Annotated in this window: 18 protein-coding genes; 9 read left to right on the top strand and 9 right to left on the bottom strand. The window is 57.2% G+C overall.

Features of this window, described 5'->3' with window-relative positions; translation table 11 throughout:
* Positions 1-36 precede the first annotated feature (36 nt).
* Positions 37-888, bottom strand: a complete 852-nt coding sequence (locus tag JFT91_RS12865) for an MIP/aquaporin family protein (RefSeq protein ID WP_201228343.1) — start codon at positions 886-888, stop codon at positions 37-39.
* A 362-nt stretch (positions 889-1,250) separates the two neighbouring features.
* On the opposite strand from JFT91_RS12865, the gene ybaK reads away from it, so the two are divergent.
* Positions 1,251-1,721 (top strand): Cys-tRNA(Pro) deacylase, encoded by a 471-nt coding sequence (ybaK, locus tag JFT91_RS12860; RefSeq protein WP_201228342.1) that lies wholly within the window; start codon positions 1,251-1,253, stop codon positions 1,719-1,721.
* A gap of 98 nt (positions 1,722-1,819) precedes the next feature.
* Positions 1,820-2,602, top strand: coding sequence for a PhzF family protein (locus JFT91_RS12855; protein WP_201232572.1), 783 nt, complete (start codon positions 1,820-1,822; stop codon positions 2,600-2,602).
* Between the two features lie 178 nt (positions 2,603-2,780).
* Here JFT91_RS12855 and JFT91_RS12850 read toward each other — a convergent pair whose 3' ends face one another.
* Together JFT91_RS12850 and argF are read right to left on the bottom strand one after the other, a co-directional pair.
* Positions 2,781-3,890: an ABC transporter ATP-binding protein gene (locus tag JFT91_RS12850; RefSeq protein ID WP_201228340.1), complete on the bottom strand. Its 1,110-nt coding sequence runs from the start codon at positions 3,888-3,890 to the stop codon at positions 2,781-2,783.
* Positions 3,887-4,807, bottom strand: a complete 921-nt coding sequence (argF, locus tag JFT91_RS12845; protein WP_201228339.1) for an ornithine carbamoyltransferase — start codon at positions 4,805-4,807, stop codon at positions 3,887-3,889. Before argF ends, JFT91_RS12850 begins: the two co-directional genes overlap by 4 nt.
* A 404-nt stretch (positions 4,808-5,211) precedes the next feature.
* Between argF and plzR the strand changes: the two genes are divergently transcribed.
* The 3 genes from plzR to grxD all read left to right on the top strand — a co-directional run bounded on the left by plzR (position 5,212) and on the right by grxD (position 8,181).
* Complete coding sequence (gene plzR / locus JFT91_RS12840; RefSeq protein ID WP_201232571.1) at positions 5,212-5,502, top strand: PlzR type 4 pili assembly inhibitor; 291 nt, start codon at positions 5,212-5,214, stop codon at positions 5,500-5,502.
* Between the two features lie 134 nt (positions 5,503-5,636).
* A complete protein-coding gene (locus JFT91_RS12835; protein WP_201232570.1) occupies positions 5,637-7,742 on the top strand; it encodes a molybdopterin oxidoreductase family protein in 2,106 nt (701 codons plus the stop codon).
* Positions 7,743-7,839: 97 nt separating this feature from the next.
* Positions 7,840-8,181, top strand: a complete 342-nt coding sequence (gene grxD / locus JFT91_RS12830) for a Grx4 family monothiol glutaredoxin (protein ID WP_042560740.1) — start codon at positions 7,840-7,842, stop codon at positions 8,179-8,181.
* 176 nt (positions 8,182-8,357) lie between these two features.
* Here grxD and bfr read toward each other — a convergent pair whose 3' ends face one another.
* Entirely contained in the window at positions 8,358-8,831 is a 474-nt protein-coding gene (bfr, locus tag JFT91_RS12825) for a bacterioferritin (RefSeq protein ID WP_095190453.1), read from the bottom strand.
* Between the two features lie 201 nt (positions 8,832-9,032).
* The gene (locus JFT91_RS12820) at positions 9,033-9,251 is read right to left on the bottom strand and encodes a bacterioferritin-associated ferredoxin (RefSeq protein ID WP_003227725.1); all 219 of its coding nucleotides are present in this window, start codon (positions 9,249-9,251) and stop codon (positions 9,033-9,035) included.
* A gap of 315 nt (positions 9,252-9,566) precedes the next feature.
* Here JFT91_RS12820 and JFT91_RS12815 point away from each other — a divergent pair, with 315 nt between their 5' ends.
* Positions 9,567-10,169 carry a peroxiredoxin gene (locus tag JFT91_RS12815; RefSeq protein ID WP_003227723.1) on the top strand — a complete coding sequence of 201 codons (603 nt, stop codon included), beginning with the start codon at positions 9,567-9,569 and terminating at the stop codon, positions 10,167-10,169.
* Positions 10,170-10,242: 73 nt separating this feature from the next.
* Here JFT91_RS12815 and rnt read toward each other — a convergent pair whose 3' ends face one another.
* Positions 10,243-10,923 carry a ribonuclease T gene (gene rnt / locus JFT91_RS12810; RefSeq protein WP_201232569.1) on the bottom strand — a complete coding sequence of 227 codons (681 nt, stop codon included), beginning with the start codon at positions 10,921-10,923 and terminating at the stop codon, positions 10,243-10,245.
* Positions 10,920-11,966, bottom strand: coding sequence for a dihydroorotase (pyrC, locus tag JFT91_RS12805; RefSeq protein ID WP_201228335.1), 1,047 nt, complete (start codon positions 11,964-11,966; stop codon positions 10,920-10,922). Before pyrC ends, rnt begins: the two co-directional genes overlap by 4 nt.
* A 160-nt stretch (positions 11,967-12,126) precedes the next feature.
* On the opposite strand from pyrC, the gene JFT91_RS12800 reads away from it, so the two are divergent.
* Both JFT91_RS12800 and JFT91_RS12795 read left to right on the top strand, forming a co-directional pair.
* A complete protein-coding gene (locus JFT91_RS12800) occupies positions 12,127-13,035 on the top strand; it encodes a flagellar protein MotY (RefSeq protein ID WP_201146911.1) in 909 nt (302 codons plus the stop codon).
* Positions 13,036-13,164: 129 nt separating this feature from the next.
* Positions 13,165-14,382: an argininosuccinate synthase gene (locus JFT91_RS12795; protein WP_129395322.1), complete on the top strand. Its 1,218-nt coding sequence runs from the start codon at positions 13,165-13,167 to the stop codon at positions 14,380-14,382.
* Between the two features lie 136 nt (positions 14,383-14,518).
* Here JFT91_RS12795 and JFT91_RS12790 read toward each other — a convergent pair whose 3' ends face one another.
* Positions 14,519-15,232 (bottom strand): hypothetical protein, encoded by a 714-nt coding sequence (locus JFT91_RS12790; protein ID WP_201232568.1) that lies wholly within the window; start codon positions 15,230-15,232, stop codon positions 14,519-14,521.
* Positions 15,233-15,747: 515 nt separating this feature from the next.
* Here JFT91_RS12790 and JFT91_RS12785 point away from each other — a divergent pair.
* Entirely contained in the window at positions 15,748-16,374 is a 627-nt protein-coding gene (locus tag JFT91_RS12785; RefSeq protein ID WP_053123410.1) for a response regulator transcription factor, read from the top strand.
* A gap of 89 nt (positions 16,375-16,463) precedes the next feature.
* On the opposite strand, the gene JFT91_RS12780 is transcribed toward JFT91_RS12785, so the two are convergent.
* On the bottom strand, positions 16,464-16,640 hold the full coding sequence (locus JFT91_RS12780; protein ID WP_201232567.1) for a PA3496 family putative envelope integrity protein: 177 nt from the start codon (positions 16,638-16,640) through the stop codon (positions 16,464-16,466).
* Positions 16,641-16,668 lie beyond the last annotated feature (28 nt).

Below are 16,668 nucleotides of genomic sequence, written 5' to 3'. Positions count from 1 at the left end.
GCAGGCTCGGATTGGCAGAAACCCGCGCCGGCTGTTTCAAGAAGTTCTTGGTTTGCCGTCAATGGCCGGTTCTGCATCCTTTGTAGCAGGTGTGGCGCCGGTCAGGTGACGGGCGATGAGCCCGCGATACCCGGCAGCGCCGAGGCAGGCACCGACAATCGGTGCAAAAATCGGAATCAGGAAGTACGGAATATCACGGCCGCCGGTGAAGGAAATTTCACCCCAGCCAGTAAAGAAAGTCATCAGTTTCGGACCGAAATCACGTGCCGGGTTCATCGCAAAACCGGTCAGAGGGCCCATCGAACTGCCAATCACCGCGATCAGCAAACCAATCAGCAGTGGTGCCATCGGGCCTTTCGGCAAGCCGTTGTTGTCGTCGGTCAGGGCCATGATCACGCCCATCAGGATGGCGGTGATGATCATCTCGACCAGGAACGCCTGAGCGGTGGACAGCACCGGATTCGGGAAAGTGGAGAACACCGACGCTAACTCAAGGCTGGCGGCCGAGCCACGCACCATTTGGTGAGTTTGTTCGTAATCGAAGAACAGATTGCTGTACAGCGTGTAAACCAACAGCGCACCGCAGAAGGCGCCAGCCACCTGCGAAAGAATGTAGAAGGGCAGTTTGCGCTTTTCGAAGTCGGCGAAGATTGTCAGCGCGATGCTCACGGCCGGGTTCAGATGCGCGCCGGAAACGCCTGCGGTGAGGTAGATCGCCATGCTCACGCCGACGCCCCAGATGATGCTGATTTCCCAAAGGCCGAAGCTGGCACCCGCGACTTTGAGCGCGGCGACACAGCCGGTACCAAAAAAGATCAGGAGTGCAGTACCCAGAAACTCGGCCATGCATTGGCCCGAGAGCGATGGTTGCTGTAAAGCAGTTGTCATTGAAAACCTCGTTTTTTGTTGTTGTCTGGCGCGATGCCGTCAGGGCAGGGCGCGATTTTCCCCGGGGCAGGATCCCCATCCTGTTCCCGGTTTACTGCTGGGTGCTGCAATGATGATAATTTTTACATTATTCAGATTCGAAAAAATATAGACAAGAAACAAACCTGTCAAAGGTCGAAAGTGAACCATCGGTCACAATAAAACTATTGGCGCTGTGAATGATCCTCGACGAGGGCCGATTATCGATCTTCTGAAAAGGCTGCAGGCCGCGGGAAACGCGGCGCTGGACTAGAGCCTTTTGTTATCTGATCGCCTAGAATCCGGCGCAGGATTTTTCTGCCACTGCCGAGCCTGGAGCTGCCATGACCCCTGCGTTGGACTTGTTGAAAAAAGTTCGTGCCGAACATCGCGTGCACAGTTACGAACATGACCCGAAGGCCGCGTCCTACGGGCTGGAGGCCGCGGAAAAACTCGCGCTGGAGCCTGCGCAGGTGTTTAAGACGCTGCTCGCGGCCAGTGAGAAAGGCGAATTGCTGGTGGCAGTGGTGCCGGTCGTCGGAAGTCTCGACCTCAAAGGTCTGGCTCACGCGGCAGGGGTGAAAAAAGTCGAGATGGCGGACCCGGCGGCGGCCCAGCGCTCCACCGGTTATTTGTTGGGGGGCATCAGTCCGCTGGGTCAGAAGAAACGTCTGCGTACCTTCATTGATAATTCCGCTCAGGCCTTTGCGACTATTTATGTCAGCGCCGGTCGACGTGGCCTGGAAGTCGAATTGGCTCCTGCTGTGCTGGCCGAGCATACCCAGGCCGAATTCGCCGACATTGGTCGCGCATGAGAATAACCTCGGCTGTATGAAGAAAATTGGCGGGTTCTGTCACTGGCGTTGATCCGAGCAGCGCTGCATGCTCTGCCGACTGACTGAGGGAGTAAGTTATGCAGCTTGATTTTCATCAGGTCGACGCATTCAGTGATCGGCCATTCAGCGGCAATCCGGCGATGGTGTATCGGCTCGACGCGTGGCTCGCGGACGAGTTGATGCAGAAGATCGCCGCCGAACACAATCTGGCGGAAACTGCCTTTTTGGTGCGGGAAGGTTCGGCCTGGCATATCCGCTGGTTCACGCCGACCACCGAAGTGCCGTTGTGCGGTCACGCGACGCTGGCCAGCGCTTATGTGCTGTTCGAGATCTACAAGGAAACGGCCGAGCGTCTGGACTTCACCTGCAAGTCCGGGCCGCTGAGTGTGAGCCGTGAGGATGGCCGCTTGTGGCTGGACTTCCCGTCAATCGTGCCCTCGGAGATTGGCGTGACGTTGGATGTCGAGCGGGCGCTGGGCGTCGAAGCCGTGGATGTGCTCGGGTCCAACGAATTGTTTGTGGTGCTGGAGTCGGAGCAGGCTGTGCTCGATTGCCAACCAGACATGGTTGCATTGGCCAAACTGCCTTGGCTTGGCGCTATCGTCACGGCGCGCGGCAATCAGCATGATTTTGTCTCGCGCTATTTCGCGCCGGCAATTGGCATCAATGAAGACCCGGTGACTGGTTCGACCCATTGCAGCTTGATTCCGTATTGGTCGAAACGTCTGGGCAAGTCGAGCCTGACCGCGTGCCAGCGTTCGGCGCGGGGCGGGGAGTTGTTTTGTCGGCTGGAAGGCGAGCGGGTGAAGATCGGCGGCAATGCGACGCTCGTTGCGAGCGGCACCCTAATATTGGGCTAGGTAGGGGTGAGCCTTTGTGGTGAGGGGATTTATCCCCGATGGGCTGCGAAGCGGCCCTTAAGCCTGCAATCGCGGAGCATCTGTTGCTCCGCATGCAATGGTTTTGGGGCTGCTGCGCAGCCCATCGGGGATAAATCCCTCGCCACAAAAGCCCTCCACAGTTCTGATCCGGGACGGATCAGAGTGCAGTGCTGTAGCGGCGGACGCCGTTTTCCACTGCCGGAATTTGTGCTGCGGTGCTGCCCGAGGCCTGGAACAACACGAGATGTTCGGCCGCGACACGAATCCCCACCTCTGCACCCACCTGATGGTCAGCATGGCTCGGGAAAATCGACTCCAGCTGCGCGCCGGTAGGCAAGTGCAGGCGATACAACGTCGAAGCCCCAAGGAAAGTTTTGCCGACAATTCGCGCCTTCAACCCACTGTCCGGCGCATAAACAATGTCATCCGGGCGCAGCAAAACATCCACCGCCCCGCCAATCGGCCACGTATAGGCCCGGTTGCCGCGCAGTTCACCCAGTTCGGTCTGCACCGATTCCGGGCTGCCGAGTTGGCCACGAATGAAGTAACCCTGACCGATAAAACTCGCTACATAAGGCGTTGCTGGCTCGTGATACAGGTTGTACGGCGTGTCCCACTGCTCCAGTCGACCTTCCTTGAAGACGCCGACATGATCGCTCACGGCAAAGGCTTCTTCCTGATCGTGGGTCACCAGAATCGCACTGGTGCCACGGGCCTTGAGGATGTCGCGCACCTCATGGCTGAGCTTGCGGCGCAATTCACCATCGAGGTTGGAGAAAGGCTCATCCAGCAACAGCAATTGCGGCTCGGGTGCCAGAGCGCGGGCGAGGGCGACGCGTTGCTGTTGGCCGCCGGACAACTCGTGGGGGAAGCGCTTGCCGAGGTTTTTCAGGTTGACCAGTTCGAGCAACTCTTCGGTAACGCGCTCCTTGTTCGGGTGCTTGCGGATGCCGAATGCAATGTTGTCCGCGACGCTGAGGTGCGGGAACAGCGCGTAATCCTGAAACACCATGCCGATCCGGCGCTTCTCCGGTGCGAGGGTGAAACCGGCGCTGGAAATGGTTTCGCCGCCCAACGTGATTTCACCTTCGTGCACCGGCTCGAAACCGGCAATGGCGCGCAACGTCGTGGTTTTGCCGCAGCCGGACGAGCCGAGCAGGCAGCCGATGTCACCGGCGTTGAGGTGCAGATTGAGGTTCTGCACCACACGTTGATCTTGATAGCCGCAAGCGAGGTTGCGCAGGTTCAGCAGTAATTCATGGCTCATGCGTGGTGATATGCCGGTTCGACGAGGAACTCGAGCAGGGCCTTCTGTGCGTGGAGACGGTTTTCTGCCTGATCCCAGGCGACGGAGCGCGGGTCATCAAGCAGGTCGAGGCTGATTTCTTCGCCACGGTGCGCGGGCAGGCAGTGCATGAACAGCACGTCCTCGGCAGCGAGGTCGAGCAGGGCGCGATTGACCTGGAACGGCGCGAACAGCTTGAGGCGCTTGGCAGTTTCCTCTTCCTGGCCCATCGAAGTCCAGACATCGGTGCTGACCAGATGCGCGCCACGCACGGCGTCCTGCGGATCGCGGACGATGGTCACGCGGTCGCCGGCCCTGGCGACGAATTCAGGGTTGGGCTCGTAGCCTTCAGGGCAGGCGATGCGCAACTGGAAGTCGAACTGGATCGCCGCTTCTATATAGCTGTTGCACATGTTGTTGCCGTCGCCGATCCAGGCCACGGTTTTGCCCTGGATCGAGCCACGGTGCTCGAGGAATGTCTGCATGTCGGCCAGCAACTGGCACGGGTGCAGGTCATCGGACAGGCCGTTGATCACTGGCACGCGCGAGTTGGCGGCGAATTCGGTCAGGGTGCTGTGGGCAAAGGTACGGATCATCACTGCGTCGAGCATGCTCGACATGACGATGGCGCAGTCGCCGATCGGCTCGCCACGGCCCAGTTGGGTGTCGCGCGGCGAAAGGAAGATCGCCTGGCCGCCGAGCTGGATCATGCCCGCTTCAAACGAGATCCGCGTGCGGGTCGAGGATTTCTCGAAAATCATCCCCAGCACGCGGTTTTTCAGAGGCTCGAACAGTACGCCGCGGTTACGCAGGTCCTTGAGCTCAACGCCTCGACGGATCACGCTGACCAGCTCTTCGGGCGTGCAATCCATCAGGGAGAGAAAGTGCCTTGCGCTCATCATTGACTACCTTTTGCTACAAACCGCAGATGCTCAAAGCCTTGTTTAACGGAACAACGGGCGAGACCTGCGGCGTAAGCCGCACGGGGCGACGAAATAGGGGAAGGCGCGATATTGACACTAAATGTCGCGTTTTTCCAATAGGCTACGGTTTTTGCGGGATTCGGAGGGCGGACATGATGTTGCAGTCACGCATTTGAAGCCAGGTTCAGCACAGCAGCGAGCCTCTTTGTACACTGGCCTCGCAGGGCTTGGCAATGCGGTGTGGCGGGGATCGGGTCGCTTGAGTCGGTTTACGACCGTGGCGCCATGCCATCACTTGGTCGGATGCTCAGTCTGAAACATTTGCTAAAGCAAAGTGCTGAGTTATAAATAAGTTTCGAGCGACGCAGGAAGCCCACCGCATGGAATCGAAAGAAAAACTGTTAATGGAATTGCTGGGCCACACGGCTCGCTCACTGACCCATCTGACCGCTTCAGTCACTTCAATGTCTTTTGAACTGTTGCGCAGCGAAGACGAAGTGGTCAAATCCGCCGGGCGCCACATGATCGATCGCATGGCGACCATCAGCGCCGGACTCGACGAACACTGGCGATTGATCGGCGAACTCACCGGCGTACACGTTGCTCACGAGCAGATCGAAACCATTCAGGAAATCCAGCTGCAGGCGCCCCCTCAGTTGCCCTCAAGCTGATTGCGGCGGTCTATCGGCTCACCTGATAGTCATCGATTCACAAGACGAACGTCGCTGGCGTCGTGTCGGCACTCGGGCCATAGTTTTGTTCCCGCGGGCGTGATTGCCCGTCCAGAACAAGACAGAGACTGGCCATGACCAAGACTCTCCATCACCGTGCCTGCCACCTGTGCGAAGCCATTTGCGGGCTGACCATCGAAACCACTGAAACCGACGGCAATGTCGCGATCACTTCGATCAAAGGTGATGCGCTCGACACTTTCAGTCGTGGCCACATCTGCCCCAAGGCCATAGCGCTTCAAGATATCCAGAATGACCCGGATCGCCTGCGCCAGCCGATGCGCCGCGTTGGCAGCGAATGGCTGCCGATCGCGTGGGACGATGCGTTTGCGCTGGTGGCGGAGAAATTGGCGGCGATTCAGGAGCGGCATGGACAGAACGCCGTGGCGGTCTATCAAGGCAACCCGAGCGTGCATAACTACGGGCTGATGACCCACAGCAATTACTTCCTCGGCTTGCTGAGGACGCGCAATCGCTTTTCCGCGACCTCGGTCGATCAGTTACCGCATCACTTGAGCAGTTACCTGATGTACGGCCATGGCCTGCTGCTGCCGATTCCGGACATCGACCACACCGATTTCATGCTGATCCTCGGCGGTAATCCGCTGGCATCCAACGGCAGCATCATGACCGTGCCTGACGTTGAGAAGCGCCTGAAAGCCATTCAGGCTCGGGGCGGCAAAGTCGTGGTGGTCGATCCACGGCGCAGCGAAACGGCGGCGATGGCCGATCAGCACCTGTTTGTGCGCCCCGGTGGCGATGCGGCGTTATTGTTTGGGCTGCTCAACACGCTGTTTAGCGAAGGCCTGACGCGCGACAGTCACCTGCCGGTCGAGGGCCAGGACGAAGTGCGTGCAGCAGTGGCGACGTTTACTGCCGAGGCGATGAGCCCGTTGTGTGCCGTTCCCGCTGAACAGATTCGTCAGTTGGCCCGCGACTTTGCCGCGGCGCCGAGTGCGGTTTGTTACGGGCGCATGGGCGTGTCGACGCAGGCGTTCGGCACGCTGTGCCATTGGGTTGTGCAGTTGATCAATCTGGTTACCGGCAACCTCGATCGTGTGGGTGGGACGCTGTGCACGGAGCCGGCGGTGGATCTGGTGGCTTCAACGTCGGGCGGGCATTTCAACAAATGGCAAAGTCGGGTTTCCGGGCGTCCCGAGTACGGCGGCGAGTTGCCGGTCTCGGCGCTGGCCGAAGAGATGCTCACTGAAGGCGAAGGGCAGATCCGCGCGCTGATCACCGTGGCCGGCAACCCGGTGTTGTCGACCCCGAACGGGCGACAACTGGAGCAGGCGCTGGATGGCCTGGAGTTCATGCTCAGCATTGACCTGTATATCAACGAAACCACGCGTTATGCCGACCTGATTCTGCCGTCGACCTCGGCGCTGGAGAACGATCACTACGACACCACGTTCAACTTGTTTGCGGTGCGCAACGTTACCCGCTTCAATCGAGCGATCCTCGCCAAGCCCGAAGGTGCGTTGCATGACTGGGAGATCTTTGTTGGCCTCGCCAAGGCGTTCGCCGAGAAGACCGACAAGGAACTGAAACCGACCATGCCGCCGGCCAAGATGATCGACATGGGCCTGCGCATGGGGCTGTACGGTGACGGCTCGGAGCAAAAGCTCTCGCTGGCGACCCTGTTTGATCATCCCCATGGGATTGACCTCGGTGCGTTGAAGCCGAACCTGGCGGCGCGCCTCAAAACCCCTGATCAGCGTGTCCAGGCTGCACCGCCGGAGATCCTCGCTGACCTTGCACGTTTCGCCGCATTGCAGGCGCCCGCCGCCGATGAACTGTTGATGATCGGTCGCCGGCATGTGCGCAGCAACAATTCGTGGATGCACAACTATCATCGTCTGGTGAAGGGCAAGCCGCGTCATCAGTTGCTGATGCACCCGGATGACCTCGCCAGCCGTGGGCTCAGTGATGGGCAGTGGGTGCGGGTCAGTTCGCGGGTCGGCCAGATCGAGGTGGAAGTGCTTGGCAGCCTGGACATGATGAAAGGCGTGGTCAGCCTGCCGCACGGCTGGGGCCATGCGCGTCCGGGTGTGAGGATGGCGATTGCCAGCGGCCAGCCGGGGTCGAGTGCCAATGACCTGACTGATGAATGCCAACTCGACGAGTTGTCGGGCAACGCGGCGTTGAATGGCGTGCCGGTGACCGTGGCGGCGGCTTGAGGATGTCTGTCGGGGAGACCGAGCAGCGCGCTCGGGATTCCGTTACAATGCGCCACCGTGCCGACCCATGAGTCGGAAAGTTCAGCCGAGGTGCTCCATGGATATCATCGAAACGATTAAAGAGCAGATTGCCAACAACACCATTCTGCTTTACATGAAAGGTTCGCCGAATGCCCCACAGTGTGGCTTCTCCGCGAAAGCTGCACAGGCTGTCATGGCGTGTGGCGAAAAGTTTGCGTACGTCGACATCCTGCAGAACCCGGAAATCCGCGCCAACCTGCCAAAGTACGCTAACTGGCCAACTTTCCCACAACTGTGGGTGGGTGGTGAGCTGGTCGGCGGTAGCGACATCATGACCGAAATGTCTGCTGACGGCTCGCTGCAAAGCACCATCAAGGCTGCTGTTGAAGCGGCTGCGGCGAACAAGTCGGAAGCCTGATCGGCCTCTGTGGAGCCAGCAGCCTGACTCCACATTGGTTTCACCCGGCACATGCTTCCCTGTAGGAGCTGTCGAGTGAAACGAGGCTGCGATCTTTTGATCTCCAGCCAACAAAAAGCCCCGCACCTCGAAAGAGGGCGGGGCTTTTTAATGTCTCGGGTTTAGCGGGCGCTAACTTACTCTTCGCCCATCTGCGACTGCAGGTAATTCTCAAGACCGACTTTATCGATCAGACCCAGTTGGGTTTCCAGCCAGTCGATGTGTTCTTCTTCGGATTCGAGAATGTCTTCGAGCAGTTCACGGCTACCGAAGTCGCCCACGGTTTCGCAATGCGCGATCGCTGCTTTCAGGTCTGCGTGACCGGTCTTCTCGATACGCAGGTCACACTCCAGCATTTCCTGGGTGTGCTCGCCAATGTGCAGCTTGCCCAGGTCCTGCACGTTTGGCAGGCCTTCGAGGAACAGGATGCGCTTGATCAGCTTGTCCGCGTGCTTCATCTCATCGATGGATTCTTTGTATTCGTGCTTGCCGAGCTTGTTCAGACCCCAATCTTCATACATACGGGCATGCAGGAAGTACTGATTGATCGCGACCAGCTCATTGGCAAGGATCTTGTTGAGATGCTGGATGACTGTAATGTCGCCTTTCATGATCGGAGTCCTGCCCTGTAATAGCTGTATATAAGGCGGAGTTTGAGCTTCGTACTTATAAGTGTCAAACCTAAGTTATTGAATAATATATGAAAATTAATCGGAATAAGAATGTTTGTGTTCCGCGTCTAGACGCTAACCATTTGATTTTCAGGCATAAAAAAACCGGACATAAGTCCGGTTCTTTGAAATAGGGATAATTTACGCAGCGGTAAATTCTACAGGATAGGGGATCGCGGCCTGGGCGGTTTGCAGCTTGGTCAGGGTTTCGCGAACCACTTCCTTGGCAAGACAGGCACATTTGCCGCATTGGCTGGCGACGCCGGTGGCCTGGCGTACTTCTTTATAGCTGCAGCAACCTTCATAGATCGCTTCGCGGATCTGTCCGTCGGTGACGCCAGTGCAGAGACAAACATACATAAGTGAGAACCGTCGCTGGTTGTGACTCAATTGCGATGGATCTTAATGTTAACGAGAATGATTGTCAAAGTGCTTTCGGAAGACTTCAGCTGATTGACAGCTGTGGCTGACGAACGGTGATCACTGGCTAATTGCCTGGCCCTGTAAATGCAGCGTGGTTATCCGCCTCCTTTTTAAAAACCGTTAAGGACAGGCGAAACACGCAGTGTATGATGGTCGGCCCTTGCGAAGGGGGTTCGTGTCACAGGGCTGTCGTCTGAGGATGGCAGGCTGGCCCGAACCCTGAACTTCAAGTTTTTACACCAGGAGATATCAATGAGCGTACTCGTAGGCAAACAAGCCCCTGATTTCACCGTCCCGGCCGTACTCGGCAATGGCGAGATCGTTGACAGCTTCACCCTGTCCTCGGCCATCAAAGGCAAATACGGCCTGGTGTTCTTCTACCCACTGGACTTCACCTTCGTCTGCCCGTCCGAGCTGATCGCTCTGGACAACCGCATGGCTGACTTCAAAGCGCGCAACGTTGAAGTGATCGCTGTGTCGATCGACTCGCACTTCACCCACAACGCCTGGCGCAACACCCCAGTCAACAATGGCGGCATCGGCCAGGTGAAATACACCATGGCTGCCGACATGAAGCACGACATCGCCAAGGCTTACGACGTTGAATCGGAAGGCGGCGTAGCTTTCCGTGGCGCGTTCCTGATCGACGACAAAGGCGTTGTCCGCTCGCAGATCATCAACGACCTGCCGCTGGGCCGTAACATGGAAGAGCTGATCCGTCTGGTCGACGCTCTGCAATTCCACGAAGAGCACGGCGAAGTCTGCCCTGCCAACTGGAAAAAAGGCGACAAAGGCATGAACGCTTCGCCAGAAGGCGTTGCTGCTTACCTGACCGAGAACGCTGCTGCCCTGTAAGGCGCAACGTCGAGGTACAAAAAACCGGCCCAAGTGGCCGGTTTTTTTATGCTCGGTAGAAATCCGACGAGTATCAGTCGTCGAAGTCTTCCCAGCCGCCCATCTGTTTCCAGCGGTTGACGATGCCACAGAACAGCTCAGCGGTTTTCTCGGTGTCGTAACGCGCCGAGTGCGCCTCACGGCCATCGAAATCGATGTCGGCTGCCTGACAGGCTTTTGCCAGTACGGTTTGACCGTACGCCAGGCCAGCCAGTGTCGCGGTATCGAAACTGGAGAACGGGTGAAACGGGTTGCGCTTCATGTCCAGCCGCGCAACGGCGGCGTTCAGGAAGCCCAGATCGAAGCTGCTGTTGTGGCCGACCAGAATTGCACGCTTGCAGCCGTTGGCTTTCAGCGCCTTGCGGATGCCACGGAAAATGTCGGTCAGCGCGGTTTCTTCGCTGACCGCCATGCGCAGCGGGTGATCGAGCTTGATCCCGGTGAACTCCAGCGCCGCCGCTTCGATGTTGGCGCCTTCGAACGGCTCAACACGGAAGAAGTAAGTGTGATCGGGGTAAACAAAACCCTTTTCATCCATGGCGATGGTGGTCGCAGCAATCTCCAGCAACGCATCGGTGGCCGAGTTGAAGCCACCGGTTTCTACGTCGACGACAACCGGCAGGTAGCCGCGAAAGCGTGCTGCCATGGGATGACGGGAACCGCCACCACCACCACTTTGACCGTCCAGTTCGTCGTCGAAATGGTCTTCACTCACGCGTGTTCCTCCAGCAGGCGCCAGCGCAGTTTTTCACCGGCGCGCAGCGGGATAACGGTCAGCTCGCCGAATGGCAGGCTGGTCGGGGCGGTCCATTCTTCACGAACCAGGGTGATGCGATCGGTGTTGGCTGGCAGGCCGTAGAAGCGCGGGCCGTTGAGGCTGGCGAACGCTTCGAGCTTGTCCAGGGCATTACGCTGTTCAAAGGCTTCGGCATACATTTCGATGGCGGCGTACGCGGTGTAGCAGCCGGCGCAGCCGCAGGCGGCTTCCTTGGCGTGCTGGGCGTGCGGTGCCGAATCGGTGCCGAGGAAGAACTTCGCGCTGCCGCTGGTGGCAGCGTCGAGCAGGGCTTCCTGGTGCGTGTTGCGCTTGAGGATCGGCAGGCAATAGAAGTGCGGCCGAATCCCGCCCACCAGCATGTGATTGCGGTTGTAGAGCAGGTGATGCGCGGTGATGGTCGCGCCGACGTTGGCCGAAGCCTCGTTGACGAACTGCACGGCGTCGCCGGTGGTGATGTGTTCAAACACCACTTTCAGCGTCGGGAAGCGCTCGACCACACGACGCATATGCTCATCGATGAAAATCTTTTCGCGGTCGAACACATCGACGTCGCTACGGGTAACTTCACCGTGGATCAGCAGCGGCATGCCGACTTCGGCCATGGCTTCCAGCGCCGGCAGAATCTTGTCGATGCTGGTCACCCCTGAGTCGGAGTTGGTGGTGGCGCCAGCCGGATACAGCTTGGCGGCGTACACGAATCCGCTGGCCTTGGCTTCACGAATTTCTTCGGGCTGGGTGCGGTCGGTGAGGTACAGCACCATCAGCGGCTCAAAGCGACTGCCGGCCGGGCGGGCAGCGAGAATCCGCTGGCGATAGCCGTCGGCTTCAGCGGCGTTGCGCACCGGAGGTACCAGATTGGGCATGATGATGGCGCGACCAAACGTGCGCGCAACATCGGCAACGGTATTGGTCAACACGGCACCATCGCGAAGATGAATATGCCAGTCGTCGGGACGCAGCAGGGTCAGGCGGTCGGACATGAGGGGATTCCAGGCGGGTCAAACTGAGGCGAATGCTACCGGAAAAGACTCTTGCAGGCACTCGCTATCAAGTTTTGCGGGAAGCTTCCGATATCCCGTACGTATGCCGTAAACATAGTGTGAATCGGTCTTTGTGTTTCAGAAGCCAATGGAGCCTCCCGTGCGCCAGCGTTATTTAGCCTTGCTCAGTGTGTTTGCCAGCCTTCCCGCGATGGCGCTCACCTACCAGACTCGCCTGGAGAACATTGAGTGGACGGTCGCCGGCGACAAGTTCGAATGCCGCCTGACACAACCGATCACTGATTTCGGCTCGGGTGAATTCGTGCGCAAGGCCGGCGAACAGGCGATATTTCGTCTGAATGCCTACAACGCCATGCTCGGCGGTGGCTCGGCGACGCTGCTGGCAGCGGCTGCACCGTGGCAGCCAGGACGTGGCGACATCAATCTGGGCAATGTCAGGCTCGGCAGCGGCAACGTCTTGTTCAACAGTTCGCAATCTCAGGCCGGCGGTCTGATCAGTGGCCTGCTGGATGGACGCAGTCCGGTCGTGCGCCGTGCTTCGGGCGATGGCCGCGTGTCGGAAGTGCGTTTATTGCCGGTGAAGTTCAGCAAGGCGTTTAACGACTATCAGACCTGTGTGGCGAAATTGCTGCCGCAGAATTTCGATCAGATCAAACAGTCGCAGATCGGCTTCCCCGGCGAAGGCGTTGACCTCGATGCCGCCGCCAAGGCCAAACTGCAAGTGATGCTTGAGTTCATGAAAGCCGATCCGACGGTCAATCACATCGAACTCGACGGTCATTCCGACAACAGCGGCAATCGCCTGACCAACCGCGAACTGTCGCGCCGCCGCGCGCTGGCAGTGGTCGATTTCTTCAAGGCCAATGGCATACAGGAATCGCAGATCACCGTGCGTTTCCATGGCGAGCAATATCCCATCGTGCCGAACACCAACGCGGCCAATCGCGCGAAAAACCGTCGGGTCAATGTAAAACTGGCGCGGGTAGCACCCACTGCGGTTCCAGCACCGCAAGCCAGCACTCCAGCCAATACCGCGGCGACTTCCTGACCCGCCGGTCATCGTCGCGCTCTCGACAGATTCTGTCGCTTTGTCGTCTTAAGCTGTCGCGCCTCTGTAAATTATCGCGTTTGGGCGGTAGACTCCTCGGCTTTCCGTAGAACCCCGTGGAGTGATGGCATGGCGGACGTAAACAAGGTCGTTCTGGCGTATTCCGGCGGCCTGGACACTTCGGTGATCCTCAAGTGGCTGCAGGATACTTATAACTGTGAAGTGGTGACCTTCACCGCTGATCTCGGTCAAGGCGAAGAGGTCGAGCCGGCCCGCGCCAAGGCTCAGGCCATGGGCGTCAAAGAAATCTACATCGACGATCTGCGCGAAGAATTCGTGCGTGATTTCGTGTTCCCGATGTTCCGCGCCAATACCGTTTACGAAGGTGAGTACCTGCTGGGTACCTCCATCGCACGTCCACTGATCGCCAAGCGCCTGATCGAAATCGCCAACGAAACCGGCGCTGACGCCATTTCCCATGGCGCCACCGGCAAGGGCAACGACCAGGTGCGTTTCGAACTGGGTGCCTATGCACTCAAGCCTGGCGTGAAAGTGATTGCTCCGTGGCGTGAGTGGGACCTGCTGTCCCGCGAGAAGCTGATGGACTACGCCGAGAAGCACGCGATCCCGATCGAGCGTCACGGCAAGAAGAAGTCCCCGTACTCGATGGACGCCAATCTGCTGCACATCTCCTATGAAGGCGGCGTGCTGGAAGACACCTGGACCGAGCACGAAGAAGACATGTGGAAATGGACCGTCTCCCCGGAGAACGCTCCTGACAAACCGCAATACCTGGAACTGACCTACCGTAACGGCGACATCGTTGCACTGGACGGCGTCGAAATGACCCCGGCTACCGTGCTGGCGACGCTGAACAAGATCGGTGGTGCTCACGGTATCGGCCGTCTCGACATCGTCGAAAACCGTTACGTCGGCATGAAGTCCCGCGGTTGCTACGAAACCCCGGGCGGCACCATCATGCTGCGCGCCCACCGCGCCATCGAATCGATCACCCTGGACCGCGAAGTCGCTCACCTCAAAGACGAGCTGATGCCGAAGTACGCCAGCCTGATCTACACCGGTTACTGGTGGAGCCCTGAGCGTCTGATGCTGCAACAGATGATCGACGCTTCGCAGGTCAACGTGAACGGCGTTGTGCGCCTGAAACTGTACAAAGGCAATGTGATCGTCACCGGCCGCAAGTCCGACGATTCGTTGTTCGATGCCAACATCGCGACCTTCGAAGAAGACGGCGGTGCTTACAACCAGGCCGACGCGGCGGGCTTTATCAAGCTCAACGCGCTGCGTATGCGCATTGCTGCCAACAAGGGTCGCAAGCTGTTCTGATTACTTCAGACTGATGCGCAATGAAAGGGCGGCCTTGTCTTAGAGACGGGGCCGCCCTTTTTACTTAATTCTTTTGTTCGGCGCTTGTCGAGCAATGTCTCTGGTCTGTCTGCTTGCACGACAATGACCCCGTCCTTCAAGTCCGTCCCAACAGCGTCACCGCTTGCGAGCACAGGTTGTAAACAATACACAGCGTAGTGCCTGAGTCTTTCTTGGCGTATTTGATCTGTAGCAGCGCATTCTTCGTCAGTGAAGCGTCCGACACATGATTGGAAAGAAATACGATGACGCGGATGGCTTTCCTGTCGTTGAGCCGGATTCTTTGCAGAATCGTGTCGAGTTCTCTCGCCGCATCGATGTCACGGAGATCGATGATGTGCAGATTGCTGACGGAGACGGGCAACTGAATATTGTGTTGAACCGTCAGGTTTGACCTCGCACGGATGTCCGTTGGTGGATCGGGCGCGTTGTGGATTTCGCACGAGTCCGCGCATTGTGCGGCGGTATCATCAGGCACGACGCGACTCGAGATTCCGAAAGTATTGTGTGCAGTGGGACCTTCTCTGGATGTGTTGCGTTTGTTGTCGCGGTCATTGTTGTCCATGGCTTTCAAGAAGGTCTCGTCCTTGCCGAAATCGGAAGGTGAATAGAGCGAGCGGTAGTTGAAGTTTAAAGTTATAAAAAAAATAAATAACAAGTAGAACGGGAAGCTGATCAGGAACCATATATAGATAGAGCGTTCCTCACTGTTGAGGAACGGCAAAGATATCGCGGCGGATGCTTCGGAGATACCGGCGAATATGGCGATGATCGTCATTGGGTTAGTGATTCTATTTTTTATCTTTAACATATTTGTACTCTTTTGTCTGGGTTTTCTCATTGTGGTTTTGTTTGTGTTTGTTGGTAGTTGTAAGTTTAGTGGTTAGTATTGTATTTATAGCAAAAGTGTTTGGTTGAGTATAAATATCTTGTTTCAAGCGTTTATGCGCGGCGTGGTGGTGTATTGAGTTGTAGGAAGTAGTGTCATTGCTTTATGTTTCCAGTCGCCAGTCTGAATGAGCTGTCGTCATCTTCTTTGTTAGAGTTTCAGGCGCTAGCCCGTAATGGCCTCGGGCTGTGGAACGGCACCTGCGTGGCGCGTCGGTCGCAAGCTGTTACAAGTTGGAGAAGGAAATGTAATGTGGATGTTGAAGCGTTCCAATGTCGGATTTTTAGATGGGAGCGGATTTTTTGTAGGAATAATCTTTATTGGTTGTAGGGCATGTCTTTCGCTGCAAGTGCAAGAGAACAACGCCATGCCACAGGCGATATGACTAAGCTAAGGTGCGGGCTCTAGAAATTCGAACAGCGAAATTGGACCTGCCCATGAATAAAGTGCTGATCGTGGATGATCACCCCGTCATTCGTCTCGCGGTACGTATGCTGATGGAGCGTCATGGCTACGAAGTCATTGCGGAGACAGATAACGGTGTGGACGCGTTACAACTGGCTCGCGAACAAATGCCGGACATCGTGATACTGGATATCGGTATTCCCAAACTTGATGGTCTGGAAGTTATTGCCCGATTGAGTTCGGTGGCCATGCCAATGAAAGTGCTGGTTTTGACTTCTCAGGCACCAGGGCACTTTTCCATGCGTTGCATGCAGTCGGGCGCCGCCGGTTATGTCTGCAAGCAGCAGGACCTGACCGAGTTGCTGAGTGCAATCAAAGCGGTATTGTCAGGTTATAGTTATTTCCCCAACCAGGCATTGCATACGGTACGTACCAGTTTGGGCAATGCCAGTGAAGCCGATATGGTGGATCGCCTTTCCGGGCGGGAAATGATGGTCTTGCAACAGCTGGCACGGGGCAAGACCAACAAGGAAATTGCCGACGGTATGTTTTTAAGTAACAAGACCGTCAGCACCTACAAGACACGTTTGTTATTGAAACTGAACGCACGCTCTCTGGTTGATCTGATCGAATTGGCGCAGCGTAATGGGCTTGTCTGATCATTTCGACCGCTGACGGGATCATGGGCCGATCAAGTTCAGCAAGCAGCAGAAAGTAAAAAGCCTCCGTTCCGGGAGGCTTTCAAGTATCAGTCATCAAAATCGTATTCGGCCAATTGCTTCTGCAAACGGCGCTCCTCCAGCAAGTTATCGATAGTGCGGCGCTTGCTCAGATTGGTCTTGGCGACCTCAACCACTGGTTCTGCGTCATCAGTCTCTGCAGCGATATCGTCATCTATTTCCAGTTGCTCTTTGTCGCTACTCATAAGCTGACTCCCGGCTAAGAATGCCTTT

The organism is Pseudomonas sp. TH08, from assembly GCF_016651275.1.
Classification (GTDB): Bacteria; Pseudomonadota; Gammaproteobacteria; order Pseudomonadales; family Pseudomonadaceae; genus Aquipseudomonas.
Note: the sequence above shows the minus strand (reverse complement) of the source record. Positions and strands in the feature narration are given on the sequence as shown.